Raw genomic sequence first — 25,392 nt, forward strand, 5'->3', positions numbered from 1 at the left:
AACACACTTGACGTATATTCCCTAGCAGGTATGATGCCAATAGGGGAATCTTTTCCGGCATTCCCGCCATTTTTGCAAAGAATCCACAAGTGTTTTTCTACCCTATTACGCACCGTCCCGGCACGGTAAATATAACACTACGAACCAGGTCCAATAACGCTTATAATGTAGGAAGCGAAGCTTTTACACAAATAGGAAATCTCCATAATTATTAATCAGGGGTGAAAGAAATTGTCTTATTTCATGGGTTTGGACATCGGAACGACCAGTACGAAGACGATTATTACGGATGGGAAAGGGGTTCTTCTAGGGGCTGGAGAAGCAGGGTATCCGCTTGATGTACCGCAGCCTTCCTGGGCGGAGCAAGACCCGGATCTTATGTTCGAGGCTGTGCTTAAATCGATCCAAGAGGCTATTCAGAAGTCGGGGATCGATGCCAGGCAGCTGGAAGCGATCGGCTTCAGCACCGCTATGCACAGCGTGATACCGGTAGACGCGGACGGCAAACCGCTGATGAGCAGCATCATCTGGGCGGATAACCGCAGCGTGGCTCAGGTTCAGCGGCTCAAGGACGAGAAGCTCAGCAGTTCCCTCTACCACACCACCGGAATCCCGATGCACCCGATGACGCCGCTTCCGAAGTTGATGTGGCTTCGTGAGAACCGTCAAGATATTTTCGCCAAGGCTGTCAAATACATATCGATTAAAGAATATATTCTGCACAAATTCTTCGGCCGCTACATTGTCGACCATTCAATCGCATCCGGGACCTGTCTGTTCAACCTGAACACGTTGGCCTGGGATGCCGATGCGCTGGAAATCGCGGGCATCCGGGAAGATCAGCTGAGCGAGATCGTCCCGACCACGCACATTATGCGCGGGATGAAATCCGAATTTGCCGATCTGCTCGGCCTCAATCCGGACGTGCCTTTCGTAGTCGGTGCGGCGGACGGTGCGCTCGCCAACCTCGGTGTGGGAGCGGTCGAGCCCGGCGTAGTCGCGATCACCATCGGAACGAGCGGCGCAGTCCGTACCGTGGTGCCGAAGCCGCTCACCGATCCCAAGGAGCGCACGTTCTGCTACGCGCTCACCGAGAATCACTGGGTCATCGGCGGTGCCAGCAACAACGGCGGCCTCATGCTGCGCTGGTTCCGCGACGAGTTCTCCTTCCCCGAAGTCGAGGAAGCGCGCCGTACGGGCAAAGACCCGTACGACATCATGATCGCGTCAGCCAAGGAAGTAGCCCCGGGCTCAGACGGCCTGCTGTTCCTGCCGTTCCTGTCCGGCGAACGTGCGCCTTACTGGAACGCGGATGCACGCGGCAGCTTCTTCGGCATCGGCCTGCACCACAAGCGGCCGCAGTTCATCCGCGCGGTGCTCGAAGGCATTCTCTTCACCGTCTTCGGAATCGGCATCGCTCTGCGCGACCTGGCCGGCCCGGCGAAGGAAATCCGCGCATCCGGCGGATTCGCCCGCTCACCGGAATGGCGCCAGATCATGGCCGATATGTTCGGCTATCCGGTCCACATTCCGAAGAGCCACGAGAGCTCGTCCTTCGGTGCCGTGGCACTCGCCATGCATGCTGTCGGCGCTCTGGAGCGTCTGGAAGACGTGAACAAGCTCATCTCCATCACAGACCGCCAGGAGCCGAACATCGAGCACGCGCCTACGTATCTGGAGCTGTACTCCCTATACGACCGGGTGTACCACAAGCTGAAGGATGAATTCTCCGTAATTGCGGAGTTCCAGCGCCGCGGCCATAAGTAAACTAATTTATCATTAGCAAGTTAGTTAAGCGCAAGCCAGTTAAGCAGATTCCACCATTACTTAACCATTCAGATAACAGAGAGCCTAGCTCCATCGGCCATCGGGTACACATTCTGCCCTCAAGCACCAATGCCGATCGCATGCGCCAGCCGCTGCATAGCATAGCCGGCAACCCGTATCCGAGGAACTTCGATCTCATGCTCCCAACAATCACAAAATCCCCTGCACAGCCTTCGCAACCAGCGAACCCTGTGCAGGGGATTTTTTTCAATCTATAACGTCAGGTTCGGGATTGCAGTCCCTGTGTTCCAGCCGGCACCTTATACCACCAAATACTCCGGCTTCACCTGACAATGCTCACAATGGACAGGCGGTTCCCACTTAGCAAAGCTCACTTTATCTAAATCCACGATATCCGGCGCGTCCTCATATTCGTCTACGAATTGATCAATTGCAATCTCCAGATGCTCTTTGCAGACTGTGAACATTACTTTGCCCCTTCTTCCTGTTAGTTCTTTCCCGCTTCGGTAAGCGTCAGATTAGTCTGCTGCTTTTTACCTTCGCGGTAGTAGGTCACTTGAATTTTATCTCCAATCTTGCTCTCATTATACAGGAATTTTCGCAGCTGCACCGTGGTCTCGATCTTCTTGCCCTCAATCTCCACGATCACATCTTCGCTTTTAAGTCCCGCCTTCTCGGCAGGCCCGGATGCTTCTATCACGATCAGGCCCCTTTTAACATCAGCCGGCAGTTTCAAGGACTCGGTATCTTCGAATAGCTGCAGTTCCTGCGTGGACACACCCATCAGCGGACGGATGACCTTCTGATTGTTAATGAGAGACTGGATGACCGGCTCCGCATCCTTAATCGGAATGGCAAATCCCAGGCCCTCGACGCCCATTTCCGCGATCTTGAGCGAATTAATGCCTACGACTTTGCCCTCCAGATTGACGAGCGCTCCGCCGCTGTTGCCCTGGTTGATGGAAGCATCCGTCTGGATTAGCTCCATCTCCCAGTCATACTGCCCATCCATCGCGAATGAGATCGGCAGAAGCCGCTTCGGGGACGACACGATGCCTTTGGTCACAGTCGGCGAATAGCCCAGCCCGAGGGGGTTGCCCAGCGCAATGACCGTCTCGCCCGCTCTCAGAGCGGAAGAATCGCCGAACTCGGCAATGGCCGTTAAGCCGTCCGCATCGGTTTCCAGCACAGCCAGATCCGTAATCTGATCTTTACCGAGCAGCTGCGCTTTCTTCTTCTCGCCGGATGCCGTGTAGACCTCGAACTCCTGCCCGCTGTCCACGACATGATAATTCGTCGCAATGCGCACCTTGGAGCCTTTTTTCTCGAAAATAATGCCGGAACCGATGCCGGTCTGTTTCATTTCATCCTCTGCATCGGGCTGTACGCTGACAATACTGACAATCGCCGATTTGACCCGCTCGGTTGCCTGGACAACCGCATTGTTATAAGAATCCTCCAGCTGCTTAGCGGATATAGCGGCCGGCTTGGCACTGCCGGTGCCGGTCACCGCCTGTACCAGCAGGACGATGACCAGCATCGCTGCAGCTCCGGCTGCCCCGGCTATCCATAAGGTGCGGTTAGGCATCTTTTGCAGACCCGGCATTCCAAGCGGACCTGCTCCCGTACGTAAGCGGAACCGGCGTCTCGACGGCAGCCATCCGCCTTCTTCCTGGTTCTGCTGCCGTTTGGACGGCTTCGTAGAATAAAAATCGTCATCGAATAAACTCACGCGACCCACACCTCTCGCTCAAACGGCGGATTTTTCAAGAAACCAGGAATGTTTTCGGCCCGATCAGCCTACAATAATAGTAAACGTATCTGCTAGATTTACCAGAATGGCTCCGGCTCTTGAACTATTAACCTTCCCAAGGAGAGGATTAACATGAACAACCGTATCCGTACATCTCTGGACGAGGTCCAGCTTATCGGCAAGCTCGCCGATCTCAAAGAGGACCACTACCGCAGCTCACTCATCCTCACCGCCCTGATCGATGTTCTGATTGACAAAGGCCTTGTGACTTCCCAGGAGCTCCAGGCACGTATCGACAAACTCGATAACAGCTTCAGTCCTTACCCAGCTCCTCCCATTTCGTAGGACGGTCAAAGTACGTGTCCATCAGCCGGACCTTCCGTTCCTTCAGGGATACTCCCCGGTCTTCTACTACATTATTCAGCGTAAGCCTGGCTAAATCCATCAGGTTGTGATTCTGGCTCAAATGCGCCATATAGATAGCTTTGGTACGAGCCGTCATGATATCGAGAATAGCTTCCCCAGCCGCTTCATTGGACAAGTGTCCGAGATCGCTCAGAATTCTGCGCTTAATGTTCCACGGATAATGTCCCATCCGCAGCATCTCGATATCATGGTTGGCTTCGAGAATAATCGCATCCGAATCACCAATAACGTCTTTGACCTTCGTACTCATGTACCCGAGGTCCGTCGCCATAGCCAGCTTCTGGCCCCCGCAGTGAAAGCAGTAGCCCACCGGCTCTGCCGCATCATGCGAAATTCCATACGATTCCACCCGGATATCACCGAAGAATTCTTCCGTGCCCGTAGCCATCAGGCGCCTATTCGTTTCCGAGATTTTACCGATATGCTTATCAAGCGCGTCCCAAGTCTTCGGGTTGGCGTACACCGGAAGATTATATTTCCGGGCAATAGCCCCGAGGCCCTTAATATGATCGGAGTGCTCGTGAGTGACCAGGATGGCATCAATGTCCTCTCCCTTCACTTCACGCTCAAGCATCAGCTGCTCCACTTTCTTGGCGCTAAGCCCCGCATCCACCAATATCGTCGTATCTCCGTTAGAGACTACCGTCGCATTCCCGGTAGACCCGCTGGCGAGTACCGTAAACCGTAAAGCCATACGCGTTAACTCCTCTATCGCACAATCCCGGCATCGGGATTGGATCACTTTTTTTTCAACAAACTCTGAACTTCCGTCGTATTCGTAAGCATCTCTACCGCACCGTTAAAAGCATGCACATAGTAGATATCGCCGTTATCAATCGATACACGCCAATTCGGCACCATATACTGCGTCTGGGAATCGAACAGCTGCCCGTGGTAACCGAGCCTTACGTCCGTAATAACCGTACCGTCGAGCAGGAATTTATCCACCAGGCTGCGCACAGCCGTATAGGCGTGAATCACCTTCTGCTCCTTGTCTTCTCCACCTGATTCTACTTCAACATAGGTCTGCCGGTAACTGGTAATTAATGTATCATTCTCGTACATCTTCAATTGAACGTCGAACATCGGATAACCATTGTATACCTGATTGAGCACATACATCCCTTTGGTACTTACAACCGGATCATACTGGTACGACTCCAGCTGCGGGATATCGATTTTGGATAATTCCTCTTTGGCCGTAGACCGGTTCAAGAGGTTCGTGAATTTGAAAGGATAACGGAGCTGGAGCATGATGTCCGGTTTGTATGTTTCCGCGAATTTGAATGTAATTTCTCTTAACCTCGGCGTTTCTTTGGGCAATTCATGATTGAGCTGAATATTCTTGTCCTTGAGCAGCTTGTTCGTTTCCTGCAGCACACTGGACATGTCCGTGGCTAGTTCTGTCTGCTTTTCTTTCCCCGCCCACACGAGATAACCGAGCACCACATTCAGAAAGAAGAACGATAAGATCAAGATCGTCTTCGCCCGTCCCCAGTTCATCGCCAGCCTCCCCTCCACCTTACTCCGGTCTTCATTACCCTTTAGTTAAAAAGCTCATAAGTTCCATCCCGGAACTCAATCGCCCACTGCGGAATCAGCTTAATCGTCTTCTCGCCCATAACCGGACGGTACGCTGGAAATACATTAATGATGTTGTAACGCTTGGGATGGTTCGTAATCCGCGTGTTCAGCGCTTCTCCGCCCATTAACTCCGTATTCTGCTTGCTCACGACTTTGGAATCCGCATAGACGACCGACCGTTCATAGTTCGAGACAACGCCCTTCTGAAGCGTAATATGAATCGTTCCGAAGCCCTCCCTTTTATCCGCTATAATCGGAAAAGCATCATACACCTGCCGGAACGCGAATGTCTGGTTGGAATAAGAGTGCTGCTGCATCGGTTTGCTGATGGCATACTTTCCGTTCCAGCCGCCATGCTGATTAATAAACTGCAGACCCGCTTCCAAATTCTCGCTGATGTTATTCTTGCTGTCCGTTACCGCGAGTGCATCCGTATATTTCATCCAGCGTTCTTCCGTATTAATCTGAAGTCCGCGCTTGCCGTCTGTAAAAATCTGCGGGCCATCCTTGTTCTTCAAGTTCCTTGTCAGCAAGGGATCGGCAAAAAGACTGCTCTTGAGCTGTTCCGTCTCGAACTCTTTGTAGCCGAACTCATAGGACAGGACAGGCATTGGCTTGGACGGAAGATAATAATCTCCGGGCATAACCTGGAAGAGATCATTCATAGCTCCCATCGCCGTAAAGTTCTCTACATCCTTCACCGTAAAATCAGCCCGCAGCACTTCATAAGCCGTATTCATCGAATCCGTGAAGAAATACGTGACCGCAGCCTGCTTGTCGCTGCTGGAATAGATCCACATCCGCGTAATCAGATCCGACTCTTCGGGCAAACTTCCCTTAATGTTCAGATTCTTCTGGAGGATACTCAGCGCGATTCCATCACGGAACCGGAACTCGACACCCTCCTGCTTGTCCCGGATATCTTCCCAACTGATCCGCTCCTGCGTCAGATTCACTTTGCGGAATCCTTCAATTTTACGGGACTTCACACTTTCAAAAATCGAAGCATATGCGGACGAATCCGGGAACAGGACCGTATGACGCTGCTGCCCGAAGTGAAGCACGATCTGATCGGGAAATAACAGGTCTTCCAGCTCTGCTTTGGTCCCCTCCAGCACACTGGAAATATATTCGGAAGGCGGCAGCGGCTCATAATTAGGCGTGCTGTAGGCAAGCAGGTAGCTCTGAAGCAGACTGGCCAGTATAAGTACAGTCAAGATGACTGACTTCAGCTTCTCGATCATGAGGCGCTCCCCCCCTCCGGATGAACCGGCAGAGTAAAAGTCACTCTTGTCCCCGTGCCGGGTTCAGATTCTAATGCAATCGTACCGCCGTGGGCTTTTACTATTTCCCGGGCAATCGACAGACCGAGTCCGGTACCGCCCATGTTCCGGGATCTAGCTTTGTCGACCCGGTAGAACCGGTCGAAAATCCGGGGCTGGTCCTTCTTCGGAATCCCGATCCCCGTGTCCTGCACCGTGATTGCGAGCAGATCCCCTTCGCCCTTGCGGGCGCAGATCGTAATCGCGCCTTCGTCCGGCGTGTATTTAATCGCATTGGATACGAGATTATCGAGTACCTGGTCGATTTTGTCGCGGTCGACCGAAGCCGGACGAACGCCCGGCTCCACCTGGATGCGGATCCGGATACTCTTCTGCCGCAGCTGGAAGGAGAACCGGTCGGCTACTTCATCCAGCATATCGGTAATGTCCGTCCGCTCCTTCGTGAGAAGCGCCTGCTTGGAATCCAGGCGCGACAAGTGAAGCAGATCCGTGACGAGGCGGATCATCCGCTCCGTCTCATTGCGCGTCACGCTCAGGAACCTCGGCGCGAGCTGCTTGTCCTCCAGCGCGCCGTCTTCGAGCGCCTCGAGGTAGCTCTTGATCGTCGTCAGCGGCGTGCGCAGCTCGTGCGATACGTTCGCGACGAACTCCCGGCGCGACTGCTCGAGCTTCTCCTGCTCGGTGACGTCCTGCAGCACCGCGATGATGCCGGTAATGCCGCTGACGACATCGCCACGGCGGTGAATCGTGGTGAACGTCACACGAACCGTCTGCGGCTCTTCCACATCCGGAAGAGGAACATCGATCAGTGTCATGTTCCGTGTGCCGTGGACGTATAAGTCGATTTCATGCCTGGTCAGTCCGAGGAGCTCGGAAATGTGGCGTTCCAGCGTCTTCTCCTCGTCCACCTGAAGAATCTGCATCGCCCGCCGGTTCATCAGAATAACCTGACCGGTGTCGTCCGTTGCGATGACCCCGTCATTCATATTCGTCAGGACCGAAGCCAGCTTCTCTTTCTCTTCCTCATTGATGGATAGGGCTTCCTTGAGCCGGTTCATCATGAAGTTGAACGTATGCCCGAGCTGGCTGATCTCATCTTTGCCGTACACCGTCACGCTCCGGTCGAAGTTCCCCTCGGCCGCAGCCGTCGCCTGCTGGGTAATTTCCTTGATCGGCTTCGTAATGGTCCCGGATAGGATAACACCCAATCCCGCCGTAAAAGCCAAAGCGATCAAGGTCGCCACAATCAGAATCCGGTTGATGCTCGACATCGTCTTATACAAGTCTTCCATCGAAGACACGATATACACGGCGCCAAGTGTTCTCACGCCGCTGCCGATAGGCTTGGCCGTAGCAAACTTCCGGGTGTTATCGACGTCCGTGAACATCCGGTCGTTATTCGGAATGCCCTGCAGCGCCCGGGTCACTTCCGTCTTGGTCGTCTTCTGGTTGACGATCTGCTTATTCGCCTCCAGCGAGGTGCTAAGCACCACGCCTCCGGCATCTATAATTTGAATCTCCGTATTGCCCGGAGCAAACAAGCTGTTTACGAAATACGTCAGCTCCTCCGATAAATTCTTGGAGTCGCTGTTCTTGGATTCACTGTTCTTGGACTCGTTCAAGTAGTTGTTCTCGACCATCGTGGCGATCAGCATCGCCTGCTTATTAATCGAGTCTCGGAATTCATTCTTATAATGGCTGTCCAGCGTCTGGTAGAAGTACGCCGCAATGAGCTGCATCGCAATCAGGATCAGCAGCACATAAATAATAATCAGCTTGGCCTGGACCGATTGAAAAAAACGGATCCCCTTCATATCAGAAGCCTCCGTATTTGGTTCCCCGCATCATATAGCCGAGGCCGCGCCGGGTCACGATGTATTCCGGTTTGCTCGGGTCTGTCTCCAGCTTCTCGCGCAGCCGGCGGATCGTCACATCGACCGTACGGACATCGCCGTAGTAGTCATAGCCCCACACCGCCTGCAGCAGGTGCTCGCGCGTCATGACTTTGCCGGGGTGCTTGGCCATGTAATGAATCAGCTCGAACTCGCGGTGCGTGAGATCCAGCGGCTCGTTATCCCGGTAGACCACATACATGTCGCTGTCGATAAACAAGCTGTGCAGACGGATGCCATTCGCTTCCTGCGGTTCCGGCTCTGCCGGCCCGGCTCCGGATGATTTGCTCTGGCGGCGCAGATGCGCCTTGACGCGGGCAAGCAGCTCCCGGTTGCCGAAAGGCTTCGTCACATAATCATCGGCGCCCATTTCGAGTCCCAGCACCTTATCCAGCTCCGTATCCTTCGCCGTCAGCATAATGATCGGCGTATTCAGCTTCGCCCGGATCTCCCGGCACACGTCCATGCCGTCTTTGACAGGCAGCATGAGATCGAGCAGAATCAGATCGGGGCGTTCCGAGAACGCCAGCTCGACGGCCGTGCCGCCGTCATGGGCGCAGATAACCTGGTAGCCCTCTTTTTCCAAATTAAACTTGAGTATATCCGCAATCGGTTGTTCGTCGTCGACGACGAGAATTTTACCATTTGTGCCGAACATGACCTTTATCACCTGTCCTTCACCTAAGAAACCATACCCTTTTATTGTAACATACCTCTAAGCAAAAAGAGACACAGCCTCCCTTGCGGGAAGCGGTATCTCTCTGTTAAAAATGCCCTAGTGATTCAAATATTTAAGCGGGTTTTCCAGGCCGCCGTTCTTGTGGATTTCAAAATGGAGATGGACCCCGGTGGAATCGCCGGTACTGCCCATTACCCCGATTTGCTCACCCTTCTCGACGATCGTTCCCGCAGTGGTTTCGATTTTACTCATGTGCGCGTACATCGTTTCGTACCCGTTCATATGGTTTATAAGTACATAATAGCCGTAATCGGATTTATAACCCGCTGATACCACTTTTCCGTTATCCGCCGCCACGATGGCGCGGTTCCCTACAATATCGAGTCCCTTGTGAAGCTTGTTCCAGCGTGTGCCGAAGGTGCTGGTAATGGAATGCGACACGACCGGCCATGCGAAGCTTCCGGTTCCTTCCCCGAGAATAACCTTGGTTCCTTTTTTCACCTTAGCCGGTACGGGCTTCTCGACCATTTCTTCCCCGATAATTTTCTCATCCACCAGTTGGCCGTTCACCTTAGTCAGTTCATACGTAACTTGTTTAAGTCCATTTTTACCCGGGGAGATTGTCTCGACAATCCCTTCTTTGACCGTATCATCGGTAATGACCTCGGTCTCATACTGGACATCTTGATTCTCTACCATTTTCTCCACGGTCTTAACCGAGAGGGCCGGCTTGATCACAGTCAGATCGAGTACATCGCCTTCACGAATCTGATCATCTACAATCCAAGGGTTCTTGTCATAAATGACTTGCTTGGGCACGCTCAGCTTCTCGGCAATACAAGAAACGCAGTCACCTGGAAGCACCGTATATTTAGTCGGCTCTACGCCGCCTGTCTTAATCTTCGCGATCAGCTCGTCCGGTTTAACGACATCCTGAGGCTGGATTCCCAGCGCATCGCTCGTCTCCACCTTCTGCACGAACTCTACCTTCTCGACCGTCGTCGAAGCCGGCTTGGCCGTATCTGCGGATAGAACAGCCACCTGACTGCTATCCTTCGCTTTCTGCTCATAAGGCTTCTTGATTTCGGCCAGGACTTTGTCCGCTGTCGCCTGATCTTTTACAATCGCGAATGTCTTGCCTTCAATGACCAGCTCAACACCGCTTGCAACGGGCTTCAGCTTCTCGTCTAAGAGCGCAAGCACCTTGCTGTCATCCGGCTTCTGGCGGAAAGCTCTCTCCGGCTCTGACTGCTCTAGTTCGGGTAGAATCATATGTACGTCCGGATACTGCTTGGCGAGCTTCTGCTCACGGTCTGCCGTATATTCCTTCAGGACTTCCGGGCTGCTCACATAACCGAGCGTTTCCTGCCCGACTTTGACCGGATAAATATCTGCGAGATTCGCTTCAACGTAATCCTGGCCGGTTATCGTTAAAGTTCCGATCAATGCGATTGAACTTATGCTATATAGGAAGAACCATTTACCTCGTCCGGGTGCAGCGCTATCCTTCAGGACGGACGTCGGTTCTGCTTGTTTACTGGTCAAGCTTTGCCATTGGGCTTTACTTTGTTTCCAAAGCTTCCGGGCCCAATCTATTCCCTTAGAACCTCTCATAATCTTCTCCTTGTCCGCTTTGTTCTGTACGATGCGGCGAATACCCCTTAAACTCGTTTAAGGAGTCTCAAACTCTATCACCGTATAAACTCCCCTAATAATTTAACACAACCCGTCCCGACTTTTCAAGAAAAGTATAGGTTGCCACTATTAGGAATGACGCGGACAAGACAGATAAACCGTGCAGGAAAGGGGGTTTAGAAGCCATCAGGAAAACATTGGGTTCCCTGTCTCAGCACACTCTTAACTTCCATATTTCTTCAAAATCACGGAAAGCTGCTCGTATTCTTCCTTACTCAAATATTGCTTCATCTTGCCGTCTACTTCCTTCAACTCTTCAGCCGTAATGCCGTCTTCCACCAGCTTGGATAGCTTCTGAACTTCTTCGGAAGGCAGCTTCGCGATCAGAATAGAGAGGATCTTCTGCTTGTCTGTACCGGATAGCGAATCCTTCTTCTTGGAAAAGTCCTCCGTCGAGACGACGACGTCCTTCTTGTCCGCTCCCGTCCCGCCGGCAGGGGGCTCCCCTGTCTTCAGCTCACCCATGACCGCCACCGCATCGGGCATTCCCGTAGGCTGCGGCGATACGCCTCCCTGCACGGGTGAAGCGGATGGCTGCTGGCCGGGAGCCTCCGTCCCGCCGCTTACACTGCCCGATGTGCTCTGCGAGGCGCCTGTCGGGGCAGGGCTCGGAGCCCGTGATGGCGAAGGCGAAGGCGAGCCCGCGGCAATCCGTTCCACCCGCTCGTTGACGGAAGCGCCCGCATTCGCACCGGGTTTGCCCAGTCCTATCTGTTCCCCCAGTTTACCTACAATTTGCGGGAAGCCGATCTTCGCTCCGATCGGAGGCAGCTGAAAATGCTTCAGCACCTCGTCTACCATCGTAGTTACCACTACATACGTCGTAAATATGGACAAAAAGGACATCAGTACGGCACCCACTGCCCACTTGCTCAACACACCTATCCATTTCATCTTCATCCACCGCCTTGTTGCTTCTAGTTTCGTCTCTCTCTATGAACCAGTATGGACGAATTAGCAACAAATCAATCGAGTGGTGTCAAAAAATAAGAGGCTGGAGGATGGAAAACAACCTGGGGACTAGTGAGTTACTTATTGGCGTAGATTCCTTGGGGCTTACAAATACTACGGGGTTTGAAAGCCCCTCTTCGGCATTTACCGCTTCTTTAAGTTCTTTAATTCTTTAAGTTCTTTAAATCCTGTAACTTTCAACCAACCCCCCGCCTTCTTTTTTACACGCAAAAAAAGCCTCCCGCCACGCCGCTAACAACGGCATTGGGGGAGACTTGGCTTAATTCGAATCTTAAGCGTAAACAGGGCGAATCAAGTTCGTTTGCTCACGGTTGCGTCCGACCGAGAAGATCGCGATTGGAATGCCCGTCAGCTCCGAGACACGCTCGAGGTAGTTGCGCGCATTGTCCGGCAGGTCACTCAGCGTCTTCGCATTGGAGACATCTTCGCTCCAGCCCGGCAGCTCTTCGTACACCGCTTCGCACTCCGCAAGCACGTTCAGGCTTGCAGGATAGTGCTCGATAACCTCGCCTTTGTACTTATAGCCTGTGCAAATCTTGACGGTCTCAAGACCTGTCAGCACGTCGATTGAGTTCAGGGACAGGCCGGTGATTCCGCTGACGCGGCGCGCATGACGGATCACGACGCTATCGAACCAGCCGACGCGGCGCGGACGTCCTGTTACGGTGCCGTACTCGTGGCCCGTCTCGCGGATCATGTCGCCGATCTCGTCCTTCAGCTCGGTCGGGAAAGGCCCGTCGCCGACACGGGTCGTGTAAGCTTTGGCTACTCCGATGATCTGGTTGATCTTCGTCGGACCTACGCCGGAACCGTTACATACACCGCCGGCAGTCGGGTTCGAAGACGTAACGAACGGATACGTGCCTTGATCGATGTCGAGCATAACGCCTTGTGCGCCTTCGAACAGCACGCGTTTGCCTTCGTCAATCGCATCATTGAGCACAACCGAAGTATCGGTTACGAATACACGCAGCTGCTCTGCATAGCCCAGGTATTCGGCAAGAATCGCGTCTGCATCTACGCCTTCATGACCGTATACTTGCTTGAGCAGCGTATTCTTGTCTTTGACGATTTGACGCAGCTTAAGCTCGAACTCGGCCGCATCCATCAAGTCCGCGATGCGGATACCGTTGCGGGCTGCTTTGTCCACGTAGCAAGGGCCGATGCCTTTGCGTGTCGTTCCGATTTTGTTATCGCCCTTGCTGTCTTCCTCAAGCTGATCCAGAAGAAGGTGATAGGGCATAATAACGTGAGCCCGGTCGCTTATTTTTAAATTATCTGCAGAAAATCCGTTATCGCGAATATACTGAATCTCTTCCACAAGCGCAGCCGGATTAAGGACCATGCCGTTTCCGATGACACAAACTTTATTATGATTGAAAATACCGGACGGTATCATCGTCAGCTTGTACTTCTTGCCTTCGATCAGAATGGTGTGGCCGGCATTGTTGCCGCCTTGGTAGCGGGCGACCACTTCCGCGGACTCCGCTAAATAGTCCGTGATTTTCCCTTTCCCTTCGTCTCCCCATTGGGTTCCGACTACAACCACTGTTGACATTCTGTATTACCTCCGTAAAGTGACTCTCGCCACATCATTTTGCTGCTTTTTAGCATACTGCTTTAGTGTAGCAGTCAGAAGTAGCAAAGTCAAACAAAACGCGAACAATCATACTGAGTACAGTATGATTGTTCGGATATTGTCAACCTGCAGGAAGCTCCTGATGGGCTCTGTCCATATTGACGAATTTATTAAAGTTTTTGAGGAACGCGAGTTCCACTGTACCTACGGGGCCGTTACGCTGCTTGGCGATAATGATCTCGATGATGTTCTTCTTCTCCGATTCCTTGTCATAGTAATCATCCCTGTACAGGAAAGCTACGATGTCGGCATCTTGCTCAATGGAACCGGATTCCCTCAAGTCAGACATCATCGGGCGTTTATCCTGCCGCTGCTCGACACCCCGGCTGAGCTGGGAGAGTGCAATAACCGGCACATTCAGCTCACGGGCAATCTGCTTCAGCGTACGGGAGATCTCGGATACTTCCTGCTGCCGGTTATCGCCTTTACCGCGGCCCTGAATGAGCTGCAGGTAGTCGATCAGGATCATCCCGAGTCCCCGCTCCTGCTTCAGCCGCCGGCACTTCGCGCGGATATCGGTTACGGTGACCGAAGGGGAATCATCGATATAGATGTCCGCTTCGGACAGCGAGCCTATCGCCATCGTCAGCTTCTCCCAATCGTCCCCTTCGAGGAAACCGGACCTCATCCGGGTTGCATCCACATTGGCCTCCGCACAGATCATCCGCTGGACAAGCTGTGCGGCGCCCATCTCCAGGGAGAAGATCGCGACGGTTTCCTTGGCCCGCACACCCACATTCTGCGCTATATTCAGCGCAAAAGCAGTTTTACCGACAGAAGGACGGGCCGCCACGATAATCAAATCCGAACGCTGGAAGCCGGATGTCATCTTGTCGAGGTCGTTAAACCCCGAAGGAATTCCGGTTGATCCCCCTTTATGCGAGTACAGGAACTCTACCCGCTCGAAGACGTCCATCAAGACGTCCCGGATGGAGATAAAACCGTTCGAATTACGCCGCTGCGAAATCTCCAGAATGCGGGATTCCGCGTCGCTGAGCATGAGGCCGACATCCTCAGCACTGGCGTAGCCGTCTGACACGATCTGTGTCGCGGTCCGGATCAGCCTCCGGAGCATCGATTTCTCTTCGACGATAGCTGCGTAGTAATCGATGTTGGCTGCCGTCGGGACGGCATTGGCGAGCTCGGACAAATAAGCGACCCCGCCAATCTCTTCGAGCAGCTGCTTGTTCTGCAGCCTCGCCGTCAGCGTCACGAGATCGACCGGCTCGTCTTCCTCCGCCAGTTCGATCATCGATTCGAAAATACGCTGGTGTGACGACCGGTAGAAATCGTCAGGCCCCATCCGCTCCATCGCGGTAATCAGTGAATCGCTATCCAACAGGATCGCGCCAAGAACCGCTTGTTCAGCTTCGATATTTTGCGGCGGAACACGATCCATGAACAATTCTTGGTTCATGTTCTTTCACCTGTTCTTCCGTTCATATTTTCTTGCTGCCGGAGCACGACTTTACTCTTCCGAAACTTGAACACTGATTGTCGCAGTCACTTCGGTGTGCAGTTTCACAGGAACCTTGGTTACGCCAAGAGTACGGATAGGATCGCTCAGTACGATTTTACGCTTATCGATCTTGTAGCCCAGTTTCTCAAGCTGCTCCGCGATTTGCTTGCTCGTAATGGCTCCGAACAGGCGGCCGCCTTCTCCGGATTTCGTACGGATGGTTACCGTTGTTTCGTTCAGCTTGGCACCGAGTGCTTCCGCTTCCTGTTTCTCTTGCTCTTTGCGCTTCTGCTCCGCCTTATTCTGCTGGTCAACCTTCTTTACCGCAGAATCCGTACCTGCCGCAGCCAAGCCTCTGGGGATCAGGAAGTTTGTTGCATAACCTTCCGAAACCTCTTTGATTTCACCTTTTTTGCCTTGTCCTTTAACATCTTTCAGAAATACGACTTTCATTCGAAAAGCCCCTCCTCTTGCTCTATCTCTTCTAATATTTGTTTCAGCTTCAGAGCCGCTTCCTGCGGACTTATTTCAAGCTGAGTCGCTGCGTTCGTTAAATGCCCGCCGCCTCCCATACGCTCCATGACAAGCTGTACATTCATAGAACCGAGAGAACGCGCGCTGATACCGGTTAATCCGTCAGGTCTTACACAGATGACGAAGGATGCAAATACACCAGTCATATTTAATAAGGTATCAGCCACCTGCGCAATCATCAACTGAGAATATTTGTGATCCGCCTCGCCTACGGCCAAAGCCACGTGCTCATACAGCATTTCCGTATGCTTCATGATCGTAGCCTTCTCGATATAAGCTTCCAAATCTTCCTTCAGCATCTTCTGGATGATAGTCGGGTCCGCGCCGTTGCGGCGCAGGAAAGATGCCGCCTCGAAGGTCCTTGAACCGGTCCGCAGGCTGAACTGCTTCGTATCCACGACAATACCGGCCAGCAGGACGGTCGCTTCAAGGACATCAAGCGAAATCTTGTCGTTGAAATACTGCAGCAGCTCCGTCACCAGCTCGCATGTGGAGGAAGCGTACGGTTCCATGTATACGAGCGTCGCATCATGGAAGAACTCCTCGCTGCGCCGGTGGTGATCGACTACCATAATCCGGTGAGTCAGGTTAAACAGCTTCGGCTCCGCCACCATAGAAGCGCGGTGGGTATCCAGCACGACCGCCAGCGTCCGCTGGGTCGTGATCTGCATCGCCTGGGCCGGTGTAATGAACCACCGGTTCAGCTTCTCGTCCTCGGCGATCATCGTCATCAGCTTCTCAATCGAAGGATTGACGCCCTCGAGGACGATGTAGCCTTCTTTGTTGCTGAGCTGGACCGCCTTCAGCACGCCGATCGCAGCGCCGATAGAGTCCATATCCGGGAAGCGGTGACCCATGATCACGATCTTATCGCTCTCTTTAATGAGCTCTCTCAGCGCGTGAGAGATAACCCTCGCGCGGACCCGCGTACGCTTCTCTACCGCGTTGGTACGGCCGCCATAGAACGAAATACGCTGGCCGGCCTTAACCGTCACCTGGTCGCCGCCGCGGCCCAGAGACATGTCCAGGCTCGTCTGGGCGACACGTCCAAGCTCCTCCAGATCCTCAATACCGGAGGAGACCCCGATACTGACCGTGAGGGGCAGCTTGTATTCCATCGTGAGGTCCCTTACTTCGTCCAGAATATCGAAGCGGTTCTGCTCCAGCTTACTGAGTGACTTCTGATTCATCAGAATCAGGAAACGGTCGGATGCGGTCCTGCGCAGATAAATCTCATTGCGGTGGGCCCACTCCGTAATCTCGCCCGTTACCCGCGCCAGCATAATACTGCGCGTCTGATCGTCCATCCCCTGCGTTACTTCGTCCAGGTTATCCATTAAGACGATACCTATCGCAATTTTGCTTTCTTCGTGCTTATGGAGCAGCTGGTTGTAGTCGGTAATGTCGAGTATATACAGTAACCGCTCTTCGGACTGGTGAAAGAATTTGTAGACCCTTCCGTCATGCTCCACCTCACACGATTCTTCCTTTTCTTTGCCCTGCTTCCAGGACGGGAAGATTTCTTCCAGAGAATCTCCGATTACCGATTCCTTCTCAGCTAATTTAGCCACGAAAGGATTGTGCCACTCGATTTCTTTGTCTTCATTATATAGAACCATCCCGATTGGCAGCTCGGAGATCACATCTCCCGCCGCTTTTTTGACCCGATGGGTGATGGTGCCTAAATATGCATTTAAATCATGACGAAAAGCACTTTCCGCTTTCCAAGAAAAATACAGGATAGATCCCGAAGCAAGTAAAGCGGCTATCCCTAACACCCATTCATATAAAAACAGCACAATCGTTAATGCGCCGAGCAGCGCAAAAGTCCATACCATGTGTTGTCCATGCCAACGTTTCGACAGGAATTTCGGCATTTGTTCTCCCCTGACCCTTAACTAGATTTGAAGAACCTTTCCCGAAGGGGAAAAGCTACATCGAACACGCCGAGCAAACTGTACAATACCAGAAGAAGGGGCATAAAGACGATCAGAGCGATCGTGCCGGCAACCGGTAGAAGTTTACCCCAGCCTTTATGATGGGCCATGAACGCAAGGAATGAGATCGCCTGCGCAGCGAAAGCGAACATTAACAAGGGCATAATATTTACTAGAAGCGTAGACATTAAGGAGTCAGCCGAGAATTGAAATAACATTCCGCCAATAAACGCCAGAAGATAGAGCCATACGAAAGATCTCGAAAGCCTCCACTCCCGTACAGGCGGCATGCCAGGAATATTCTCACCGGTCCGGTTCAGGATCCAGCGTCCGACAATATGCGTAATACCTACAAAAAACAGTGAAAAAACGATCATATAAAGCGGTATAACCTGAACCAGAAAGTCTCCTAAAATTTCAGGGTCGCTTACATTAGGCATAACATCCTTTAAGGTCGACTGCATGTTGTTCATGGACTCGAGCATCAAAGACTTGAATTTGGCAATAAAATTCAGCTTGAAGATAAACCCGATCACGAGCGTAAGCAGCAGCTGCGCCAGGAATGTCAGCGTGCCGTAAGTTAATACCGTTCTCGCGGGAGCCTTCCTCTTATAAAGAGTTCCTATGACAATGACCGGCGGAAGCAGGAATAACGAAATGGCGAGCACCACGAACCCTGTCCATCCGAGCAGCAGATTTACGATCAGCAGACAACCTACATAGAAAGCCGTAAATCTTTTGGCATCCAGCTTCACGAACAGGATCAGCACCGGAATCATGATAAAGCTGAACGTAAATAATAAATACGGAGTCATAAAAGACAGCAGGAAGAGTACATACAGCAGACTCCAGCCGATGAACTGCCAGTTTTGCTTTTTCAACGCGTTCACCTCTTACGAAGATGATCTTCCAGAGCCGAGATATCGCCATACCAATCCTCGAGCTGGTGACCTTCTTCTCTATGCTTTTTCATTTTATCCATGATCGCTTCATCTAAACTTCGAAAAGAGACTCCAAGCCGTCTGCCAAGTATATACACGCATGAAATCAGACTGGCAAGGCTGTCAATGATTTTGGCTTGCTTGCCTTCCCATATGCCCTTTAATAAGTGCGCCACCTGATCCACGACTTCGGTTTTGAGCCATTCAATGACCTTGACCCGCTTGGCGAGATCAACCTCTCTTTCCTTATTGGACAATGCCCGCTCCTCCCCTTATCCCCATCAAGGCTTTATATTCGATTATACCATAAAAGTGCCCTCGCTGTGTTTACCCGGGCACTCCAATTCCGTGCTTCCGTGCTTCAATTTTCCTTTAGAAAGCGCTGTTTTACTAGAAACCGATCTCCGTTGTTGCTCGCTCTGGAGATTGCCTCTCCCTCATTATGAAGAAACCAGCCGTCGCAATACTTCCCAAATATAGTGCTCCGCATTTTGCTTGTTCCACTCTACATCGTTCATCCCCTTCTGTTTATAACTTTGTAGATAATCCTGGTGATTCATTTATCCACATGTGTATAACTTTATCCAGGGAGTTATCCTGCGAGTTCTCCACATATCCCCTTGCCGCTTCTCTTCATTGTAGTAAAGTTCCTGTGGACTGTCTAATCTTCCCATCTATCCACAATTCTTCTCATACCAACACTTACTTGTTTTAGGCCTTTTCTTTAGAAGCCTCGCTCTTTTATTTATGCGCACAAAAAAAGACAGCCGGTTTCCCGGCTGTCTTCTCTCTATACGAACTACTCCGTAGTGTAAGGCAGCAATGCAATTGTGCGTGAACGCTTAATTGCAGTTGTCAGCATACGCTGGTACTTCGCGGAAGTACCTGTCACACGACGAGGCAGAATTTTGCCTCTTTCGGAGATAAATTTCTTCAGCGTATCGATATCTTTGTAATCGATGTGAGTGATCTTGTTTGCTGTGAAGTAGCAAACTTTACGGCGCTTACCGCCTTTACCACGGCGTGGAGTGAATTTACGCTCCGAACGCTCTGGACGATCACCGCCTTCCGATCTTTGCGGACGGCTGTTTGTTTGTTGTTCGCTCATTGAAGTCAGTCCTTTCTACTTAGAATGGCAAATCATCATCGGATATATCGATCGGTTTCCCGTCGTCGAGGAACGGATCCTGCTGTTGGTCCCGAGTATTCCGGCCGCTGTTGCTATTACCTCCGCCGCTATATCCATTGCCCGAACCGCCGGAGTATGAACCCTCTTCACGGTTGCCGGAATTAGATGATTCCAGAAAACGTACATTGTCGGCAATAATTTCAGTCACGTAAACTTTACGCCCCTCATTATTGTCGTAAGAGCGTACCTGGATGCGTCCTTCCACAGCCGTCAAACGGCCTTTGCGTAGATAGTTGGCGCAAGTTTCCGCAAGCTGCCGCCAAGTTACAACAGGTATGAAATCGGCTTCCCGTTCCTTCGATTGCGAACTCACGAACGGCCGATCCACCGCTAAGGTAAATTGGGTTACAGCCACACCTGCTGGTGTGTACCGCAGCTCAGGGTCTCTAGTCAGTCTGCCGATAAGAATTACACGGTTTAACAACTTTCATCCCTCCGATGCTTCCTTACTTACACGTCTGTCTGATTAAGCTACGTCTTTAACGATCAGGTAACGCATGATTTCGTCGGAAATCTTCATTACACGATCAAGCTCTGCTACAACTGCAGGTTCTGCGTTGAAATGTACGAGTACATAGTGTCCATCACGGAACTTGTTGATCTCATACGCAAGGCGACGTTTACCCATCAGGTCGTGCTTCGTAATTTCGCCACCACCGTTGGTGATAATGCCTTGGAACTTCTCTACAGTAGACTGAACTTGTTCTTGCTCAATGTCTGTACGAATAATGTACATCACTTCGTATTTGCGCATGCTTGTCACCTCCTTTTGGACTAAGCGGCTCCTAATTCTGATTAGGAGCAAGGACGAGAATCATTTTAAAACACAAAACTCGCACCTAAATACTATAGCAGATAGCCCATCCCATTACAAGTAAAGTAAAGATGAGTTTGAAATATTCTGCACAATATGTGCGCTTAAGAAGCATTCCCGGCTGCCTCGTCATCTATTCCTTCCCTTGTCCCCCTAAATTTGCGCATATATCATAGATGAAGGCTCCCCCGCCCCATGACAAGATTTTTCAATTATTTGAGTTGCACATTCTTCGGACAGGATCGGACATACTAACAGCACTAAACTCTTGGGGAGGTGAATCGGATGGGTGAAAAATCACAGTTTGTACCGGGTGACACAGCGCCTAATGACGGCCGCTACATTGAAATCGGCGAGAATGCCTTCCATATGGGCATTAACAACCCTCAGATCGTCCACTTGAAGAAGGGGGACTCATTTCCCGACACACAAAACCACAACCGCAAATGGAAGCGGCTGTATCAATAGCAAAGGGGCTCGACCCGCATGAAATCATTGGCCTTCACCTTCTATTTCACTGTCTTTGGAGTCGTTCTCTGCCTCATTCATTATTACGGGCATAATCTGGATTCGCTGTACCTGCTCTTTTATTCACTCAGCGTGCCCGCCTGGTTTGCCCCCTTGGTCACGGATGTGTACGAGATATCCATGGGTAAAATGATGATCATATACCTGCTGACAGTAGCTTCCTGGGGGGCCATCGGGTACGCGATCGACCGCTTCTCCTTCGTCCGCAAGAGACGCAAACGTGAAGCTGCATAAGTCTAATCTCGTATGAATCGCGGACCGTGTATTTTCAGTCTCCATGCTTTCTGAGCACTAAAAATATCCCCTTGCTTACGAGGGGATATTTTCTCATCGACATGCTAAAACACCTTGGAGACCGCTCGAGTCCCCAAGGTGTTACAACTTGTTTGTTTATTTTTTGGGGTCGTAAAGATTATTCAACCAATGAACTCCTGTCGGTCTGTCCCCATTCTTGTCTTCGATTTCGATTACATCCACCGTACTATGATTCCAAATTTTAATTAAGTCCCCAACCTTGGCCGTACCCTCTATTTCCGTTATCGTAAAACTAGTGGATAAAGGTTTATTCGATTCCAGTAAAGACATAGGTTCCAGGCTGGTATCGAACCAGCTTATAGTCAATTCCTCTTTATTATTTTTTAGCCCTGCTGCATAGATTTGTGAAATCTTAAGGTTATTTTCTTCCACAATCTTATTAATGTAGGTGCTAGTGATAAACTTAGATTTGTCGAAAGTAATGGCGAATTGTACTTCTGTAGAATCGGGCGTAAAAATTAATTTTTTATCGGCTTCCTGCTTAAATTCAATTAATTTAGTTTTGGAATCAATAAGCGAATAGCTCTTCACCTTAGTTTCTTTGGTATCTTTTGAATACTGCCTAAAGGCACTGTCAAAATCTTTCGGAAGATATAGCCGCTCATATTTTTTATCCAGCGTGGCCGCTTCCTTTAAAGAAACCTTTGAAATTATGTCGGACGTTTTAGGAATGTCATTCATGGTTCCATTCGGTTGTGCAAACCTTTGCTGCGTAATCAAAGAAACACTAGGGTTACTGTCAAACATATTCAGCCAAGTTGTATAAAAAAAATAAGATTTATCTTTAACGAGATCTGAAGTTTTTAACACGGACAGTTGAATTTCTTCCCCTATACCGTATTGTGCATCTTTCCTCGTAAATTTCGCTCCCGGCATATTTGTAACCATTAATTTCGATCTTAAGTCATCTTGGTCAGCCTGGTAAGTAAAAGATGGAATAAATTGCGGATCCACTCTGTTATCTTGAAGTTTGGCGAGTTGATCAGCACTCCACTGAACATCCGTATTAGTAAATAGAATCTTATTTTCAACTTTTGCCGCTTCTAATCCCGTTTTGCTTGGAAAGTCCCAATTAGAAGTATCTTTGTTGGTAAAAGAACTGGCAGAAGCCATTGCATGACTGCCCATAAATATAGTCGTAATAATAATAGATGCGACTAGTTTACCCTTTATCATTATCATCCTCTCCTTCACTAATCAGAATACCACATTTTTACTTTTTTTACAGAGTGAATTTGCATAATTCAATACAAAAAACGGGCCCCAACGGGACCGTCTCTTTGTGTATGTATGTTGAAAGATTGGGATTCGAACCCAGGCACGGCTTGCGCCGCCTACTCTACTGCTTTTACTTACCAATTCTACTCATCTCTTTGTTCCCTGTATGAATACCGAATTCAAAAATCGGTTTCAATGCAATTCCTAGTACAATTCCGATAATAAAGCCCACCGCATGTACAAAAAACTTATCGTAACTAAACCAATAACATTTCCGAGAATAGAATATCCGATCAGAAACGCCAACCCTCGATTTTTCGCATGTTTAAAAAATTCTCGATCTCTCCAACAGTATATTAGCAAGACACCAATTAATCCAAATATTCCAGGGGAGCTGCCAATAGATGAGATAGGCGAAAACGCAAAGGCAAAAATCATTCGCTCTAAAATATTGCTTATCAAAAAGACCAGCAAAACCAAATACTTCTTATCTTGGATTCTAACAGTATTCCGGTGAAATAAATTGCTAGACTGTTAATCAAAATATGTATTATTCCAGTATGGAAGAACGGTGATGTTATTACTCTCCACCATTGATTATTCAAGAATAGCTTTTCTTTATTTAATGTGCCCCATTGTAATAAAAGTCCGTTGAGAATGAAAGAATCTACCACAAATAGTATTAAAAATATGCTTATTAAGCATATCGCCATTTTAGGGTAATAATTTTTCACAACTCTCACCTCAAATGCAAACCAGATTTCCCCTAACAGGAATATATTAACACTACATGCTGCATTTTGCTTCAAAGAAATGTGAAAATCAAAGAGCACCAGCTTTTATCCAGCGAACCCTGTATTCTTCTATTGGTACCGGCCATCTGTTGCATTATCTTCAAAACCTGATTGAAAACCAAACCGCTTTAATTTCCTGCAAGCAAAAAGAAATAAAAAAAACGGCCCCAACGGGACCGTCTGTGTGTGTATGTATGGCGGAAAGAGTGGGATTCGAACCCACGCACGGCTTGCGCCGCCTAGCTGATTTCGAGTCAGCCCCCTTGGGCCTCTTGGGTACCTTTCCGTATCGAGAACATTTTTTATTGTAGCACACGCATAAGCATGTCCGCAAGTAGCAAATTGAGCAGCTTACACTTGCCTGTCTCCTGAGGTTATCTGTCAATTCTCCCTGCGGCGAAGGTCACTTATCATCTCCTTCGGCAGCAGGAGCGTCAGATGCCTGACACTCCATTTCCCGCAGAATTCGAGGGCTGCTGCATGCCAGAACGAAGCACTTTCTTCAGCTTGCTTTCGAATTTAGCACGTGGAACCAACACGCTGTGTTTGCAGCCGACACACTTGATTCGAATGTCCATCCCCATCCGGATGATTTCCATCTCATTCGTCCCGCAGGGATGCGGCTTCTTCATCTGGACAATATCCCCCAGGTCAAATTGCTTCTTCTCCATGGGCTAGATGGCTCCCCTTTCCCCTTTGAAATACGTAACGGTTTTCGGATATGGAATTTCAATTCCATTCGCATCCAGCTGCTTCTTAAATTGTGCGAACAGAAGCCGTTGTACATCAACCTGTGCATTAGGCTTACATTCCGCGATCGTGCGTATAACGACTTCCGATTGTCCCAAAGATTGGATACCCAGCACCTTCGGTTCACTGACGATATTATCGTTAGTACCTGCAATTTCATCTACTGTCTTTTGTAAAATTTCGACTGTCTTATCGATATCTGATTCGTATGCAATCGAAATATCCACAATCGCCAATGAATTATTGATCGAAAAGTTCGTGACCTGCTTAATGTTACCGTTGGGAATAAAATGAACTTCCCCCGTCCAGCTGCGCAGCCGTGTTACCCGGATTCCAATCTGCTCGACGGTTCCGCGGACAGCATCGACTTGAATAACATCCCCGACAGCAAACTGATCTTCAAAAATAATAAAGAATCCGGTTATAACATCCTTTACGAGACTCTGCGCTCCGAAACCTATCGCAAGTCCCAGTACCCCTGCACCAGCCAATATAGGCCCCAGATTTATTCCCACCTGGCCTAGGATCAATAAGATCGTAATAAAATTGACCACATAAGAAATCAAGTTATTAATCAGTTTACCTATGGTTGCCGTCCGTCTCGGATCAAATTTAAGCGGACTTCTTTCCCGTGTCTGCATCATACGAATAACCAATTTACTGGAAATACGAATGATAAATCTGGATAAAACATAGATCAGAATAATTCCGATTAGAGTCATCCCATAACTAACCAACTGCTGGGAATCGAACAAATATTTCTTTAGATCATCCAAGAAATTCGTCACGTTCTGCTGAGTTTGCTCTAGTTCATTTACCACTGCGACTTTGTGCCACATACTCACCATCATTCCACCATCCTTACTCCTTCATCCTAACATATTCACTATCCCTTTTGAAATAAATGCCTCTGATTTCGACTTGCTCCGATTGAAGTATAGAGCTTGCCTGGTCATAGTCAGCCTCTGGGAATTGAATAGATAAAGCACAACCCGCCGTTATGCTTTTGGGCGTCGGGCATAAATCAATTTCAATATCTGCATATTCAAGCAGCATCTCCGCTCTAAGTGCTTGTTGAGTAGAGTCAAATGCAATCAGCAGCATCTCTTCCATTTCTCCCCCCGTTTCCCCTTGGCATAGGAATCTTCTTCTTTCTACTTCTTCTAGTGACTGCGTATATTTTCCAGGTATTCTCCGTATAC

General features: G+C 50.0%; 27 protein-coding genes, 1 tRNA gene and 1 pseudogene. 5 read left to right on the forward strand and 24 right to left on the reverse strand.

What is annotated here, in order from left to right; translation table 11 throughout:
• Positions 1–243: 243 nt before the first annotated feature.
• Positions 244–1,767: a gluconokinase gene (locus EDM21_RS14545; protein ID WP_166542024.1), complete on the forward strand. Its 1,524-nt coding sequence runs from the start codon at positions 244–246 to the stop codon at positions 1,765–1,767.
• Between the two features lie 320 nt (positions 1,768–2,087).
• Here EDM21_RS14545 and EDM21_RS14550 read toward each other — a convergent pair whose 3' ends face one another.
• Positions 2,088–2,255 carry a CxxH/CxxC protein gene (locus EDM21_RS14550; protein WP_084783750.1) on the reverse strand — a complete coding sequence of 56 codons (168 nt, stop codon included), beginning with the start codon at positions 2,253–2,255 and terminating at the stop codon, positions 2,088–2,090.
• 20 nt (positions 2,256–2,275) lie between these two features.
• A complete protein-coding gene (locus EDM21_RS14555) occupies positions 2,276–3,520 on the reverse strand; it encodes a trypsin-like peptidase domain-containing protein (RefSeq protein WP_166542014.1) in 1,245 nt (414 codons plus the stop codon).
• Between the two features lie 153 nt (positions 3,521–3,673).
• Here EDM21_RS14555 and EDM21_RS14560 point away from each other — a divergent pair, with 153 nt between their 5' ends.
• Entirely contained in the window at positions 3,674–3,886 is a 213-nt protein-coding gene (locus tag EDM21_RS14560) for a hypothetical protein (protein WP_068776516.1), read from the forward strand.
• On the opposite strand, the gene EDM21_RS14565 is transcribed toward EDM21_RS14560, so the two are convergent.
• The 7 genes from EDM21_RS14565 to EDM21_RS14595 all read right to left on the reverse strand — a co-directional run bounded on the left by EDM21_RS14565 (position 3,855) and on the right by EDM21_RS14595 (position 11,994).
• Positions 3,855–4,661: an MBL fold metallo-hydrolase gene (locus tag EDM21_RS14565; protein ID WP_068776515.1), complete on the reverse strand. Its 807-nt coding sequence runs from the start codon at positions 4,659–4,661 to the stop codon at positions 3,855–3,857. The genes EDM21_RS14560 and EDM21_RS14565 overlap by 32 nt on opposite strands.
• A gap of 44 nt (positions 4,662–4,705) precedes the next feature.
• Positions 4,706–5,470 (reverse strand): two-component system regulatory protein YycI, encoded by a 765-nt coding sequence (yycI, locus tag EDM21_RS14570; protein WP_157336463.1) that lies wholly within the window; start codon positions 5,468–5,470, stop codon positions 4,706–4,708.
• A gap of 41 nt (positions 5,471–5,511) precedes the next feature.
• Positions 5,512–6,795, reverse strand: coding sequence for a YycH family regulatory protein (locus EDM21_RS14575; RefSeq protein WP_157336465.1), 1,284 nt, complete (start codon positions 6,793–6,795; stop codon positions 5,512–5,514).
• Entirely contained in the window at positions 6,792–8,648 is a 1,857-nt protein-coding gene (gene walK / locus EDM21_RS14580; protein ID WP_157336467.1) for a cell wall metabolism sensor histidine kinase WalK, read from the reverse strand. Before walK ends, EDM21_RS14575 begins: the two co-directional genes overlap by 4 nt.
• A gap of 1 nt (position 8,649) precedes the next feature.
• Positions 8,650–9,384 (reverse strand): response regulator YycF, encoded by a 735-nt coding sequence (yycF, locus tag EDM21_RS14585; protein WP_157336469.1) that lies wholly within the window; start codon positions 9,382–9,384, stop codon positions 8,650–8,652.
• Positions 9,385–9,501: 117 nt separating this feature from the next.
• Positions 9,502–11,019: a M23 family metallopeptidase gene (locus tag EDM21_RS14590; protein ID WP_157336471.1), complete on the reverse strand. Its 1,518-nt coding sequence runs from the start codon at positions 11,017–11,019 to the stop codon at positions 9,502–9,504.
• Positions 11,020–11,262: 243 nt separating this feature from the next.
• Entirely contained in the window at positions 11,263–11,994 is a 732-nt protein-coding gene (locus EDM21_RS14595) for a hypothetical protein (RefSeq protein ID WP_157336474.1), read from the reverse strand.
• 107 nt (positions 11,995–12,101) lie between these two features.
• On the opposite strand from EDM21_RS14595, the gene EDM21_RS25255 reads away from it, so the two are divergent.
• Complete coding sequence (locus tag EDM21_RS25255) at positions 12,102–12,227, forward strand: hypothetical protein (RefSeq protein WP_268893081.1); 126 nt, start codon at positions 12,102–12,104, stop codon at positions 12,225–12,227.
• 116 nt (positions 12,228–12,343) lie between these two features.
• On the opposite strand, the gene EDM21_RS14600 is transcribed toward EDM21_RS25255, so the two are convergent.
• From EDM21_RS14600 to rpsF, 9 genes are all read right to left on the reverse strand, one after another.
• A complete protein-coding gene (locus tag EDM21_RS14600; RefSeq protein WP_157336476.1) occupies positions 12,344–13,630 on the reverse strand; it encodes an adenylosuccinate synthase in 1,287 nt (428 codons plus the stop codon).
• Positions 13,631–13,772: 142 nt separating this feature from the next.
• On the reverse strand, positions 13,773–15,128 hold the full coding sequence (dnaB, locus tag EDM21_RS14605; RefSeq protein WP_068776507.1) for a replicative DNA helicase: 1,356 nt from the start codon (positions 15,126–15,128) through the stop codon (positions 13,773–13,775).
• Positions 15,129–15,179: 51 nt separating this feature from the next.
• Complete coding sequence (gene rplI, locus EDM21_RS14610) at positions 15,180–15,623, reverse strand: 50S ribosomal protein L9 (protein ID WP_068776506.1); 444 nt, start codon at positions 15,621–15,623, stop codon at positions 15,180–15,182.
• Complete coding sequence (locus EDM21_RS14615; protein WP_157336478.1) at positions 15,620–17,581, reverse strand: DHH family phosphoesterase; 1,962 nt, start codon at positions 17,579–17,581, stop codon at positions 15,620–15,622. The genes rplI and EDM21_RS14615 overlap by 4 nt, the downstream gene beginning before the upstream one ends.
• A gap of 17 nt (positions 17,582–17,598) precedes the next feature.
• The gene (locus tag EDM21_RS14620) at positions 17,599–18,522 is read right to left on the reverse strand and encodes a DUF2232 domain-containing protein (protein WP_157336480.1); all 924 of its coding nucleotides are present in this window, start codon (positions 18,520–18,522) and stop codon (positions 17,599–17,601) included.
• A 5-nt stretch (positions 18,523–18,527) separates the two neighbouring features.
• A complete protein-coding gene (locus EDM21_RS14625) occupies positions 18,528–18,839 on the reverse strand; it encodes a MazG-like family protein (RefSeq protein ID WP_068776503.1) in 312 nt (103 codons plus the stop codon).
• 542 nt (positions 18,840–19,381) lie between these two features.
• Positions 19,382–19,690, reverse strand: coding sequence for a 30S ribosomal protein S18 (gene rpsR / locus EDM21_RS14630; protein WP_068776502.1), 309 nt, complete (start codon positions 19,688–19,690; stop codon positions 19,382–19,384).
• A 19-nt stretch (positions 19,691–19,709) separates the two neighbouring features.
• Positions 19,710–20,195, reverse strand: a complete 486-nt coding sequence (ssb, locus tag EDM21_RS14635; RefSeq protein ID WP_157336482.1) for a single-stranded DNA-binding protein — start codon at positions 20,193–20,195, stop codon at positions 19,710–19,712.
• A gap of 42 nt (positions 20,196–20,237) precedes the next feature.
• Complete coding sequence (gene rpsF / locus EDM21_RS14640) at positions 20,238–20,525, reverse strand: 30S ribosomal protein S6 (protein ID WP_068776500.1); 288 nt, start codon at positions 20,523–20,525, stop codon at positions 20,238–20,240.
• 345 nt (positions 20,526–20,870) lie between these two features.
• Here rpsF and EDM21_RS14645 point away from each other — a divergent pair, with 345 nt between their 5' ends.
• Entirely contained in the window at positions 20,871–21,053 is a 183-nt protein-coding gene (locus EDM21_RS14645; RefSeq protein WP_157336484.1) for a YjzC family protein, read from the forward strand.
• Positions 21,054–21,071: 18 nt separating this feature from the next.
• Positions 21,072–21,347, forward strand: a complete 276-nt coding sequence (locus EDM21_RS14650; RefSeq protein WP_157336486.1) for a hypothetical protein — start codon at positions 21,072–21,074, stop codon at positions 21,345–21,347.
• A 156-nt stretch (positions 21,348–21,503) separates the two neighbouring features.
• Here the strand turns inward: EDM21_RS14650 and EDM21_RS14655 are convergent, their stop codons facing one another.
• From EDM21_RS14655 to EDM21_RS14680, 6 genes and pseudogenes are all read right to left on the reverse strand, one after another.
• Positions 21,504–22,604 carry a hypothetical protein gene (locus EDM21_RS14655; protein WP_157336488.1) on the reverse strand — a complete coding sequence of 367 codons (1,101 nt, stop codon included), beginning with the start codon at positions 22,602–22,604 and terminating at the stop codon, positions 21,504–21,506.
• A gap of 246 nt (positions 22,605–22,850) precedes the next feature.
• Positions 22,851–23,359 (reverse strand): annotated as a pseudogene (locus EDM21_RS25555) (rhomboid family intramembrane serine protease).
• A gap of 276 nt (positions 23,360–23,635) precedes the next feature.
• Positions 23,636–23,726 (reverse strand) — tRNA-Ser (locus tag EDM21_RS14665).
• Between the two features lie 148 nt (positions 23,727–23,874).
• Complete coding sequence (locus EDM21_RS14670; RefSeq protein ID WP_157336492.1) at positions 23,875–24,111, reverse strand: DUF951 domain-containing protein; 237 nt, start codon at positions 24,109–24,111, stop codon at positions 23,875–23,877.
• Positions 24,112–24,114: 3 nt separating this feature from the next.
• Positions 24,115–25,038 (reverse strand): mechanosensitive ion channel family protein, encoded by a 924-nt coding sequence (locus EDM21_RS14675; protein WP_157336579.1) that lies wholly within the window; start codon positions 25,036–25,038, stop codon positions 24,115–24,117.
• Between the two features lie 13 nt (positions 25,039–25,051).
• Complete coding sequence (locus tag EDM21_RS14680; RefSeq protein ID WP_157336494.1) at positions 25,052–25,303, reverse strand: DUF3343 domain-containing protein; 252 nt, start codon at positions 25,301–25,303, stop codon at positions 25,052–25,054.
• Positions 25,304–25,392: the final 89 nt, after the last annotated feature.

This window comes from Paenibacillus lutrae, assembly GCF_009757775.1.
Classification (GTDB): Bacteria; Bacillota; Bacilli; order Paenibacillales; family NBRC-103111; genus Paenibacillus_F; species Paenibacillus_F lutrae.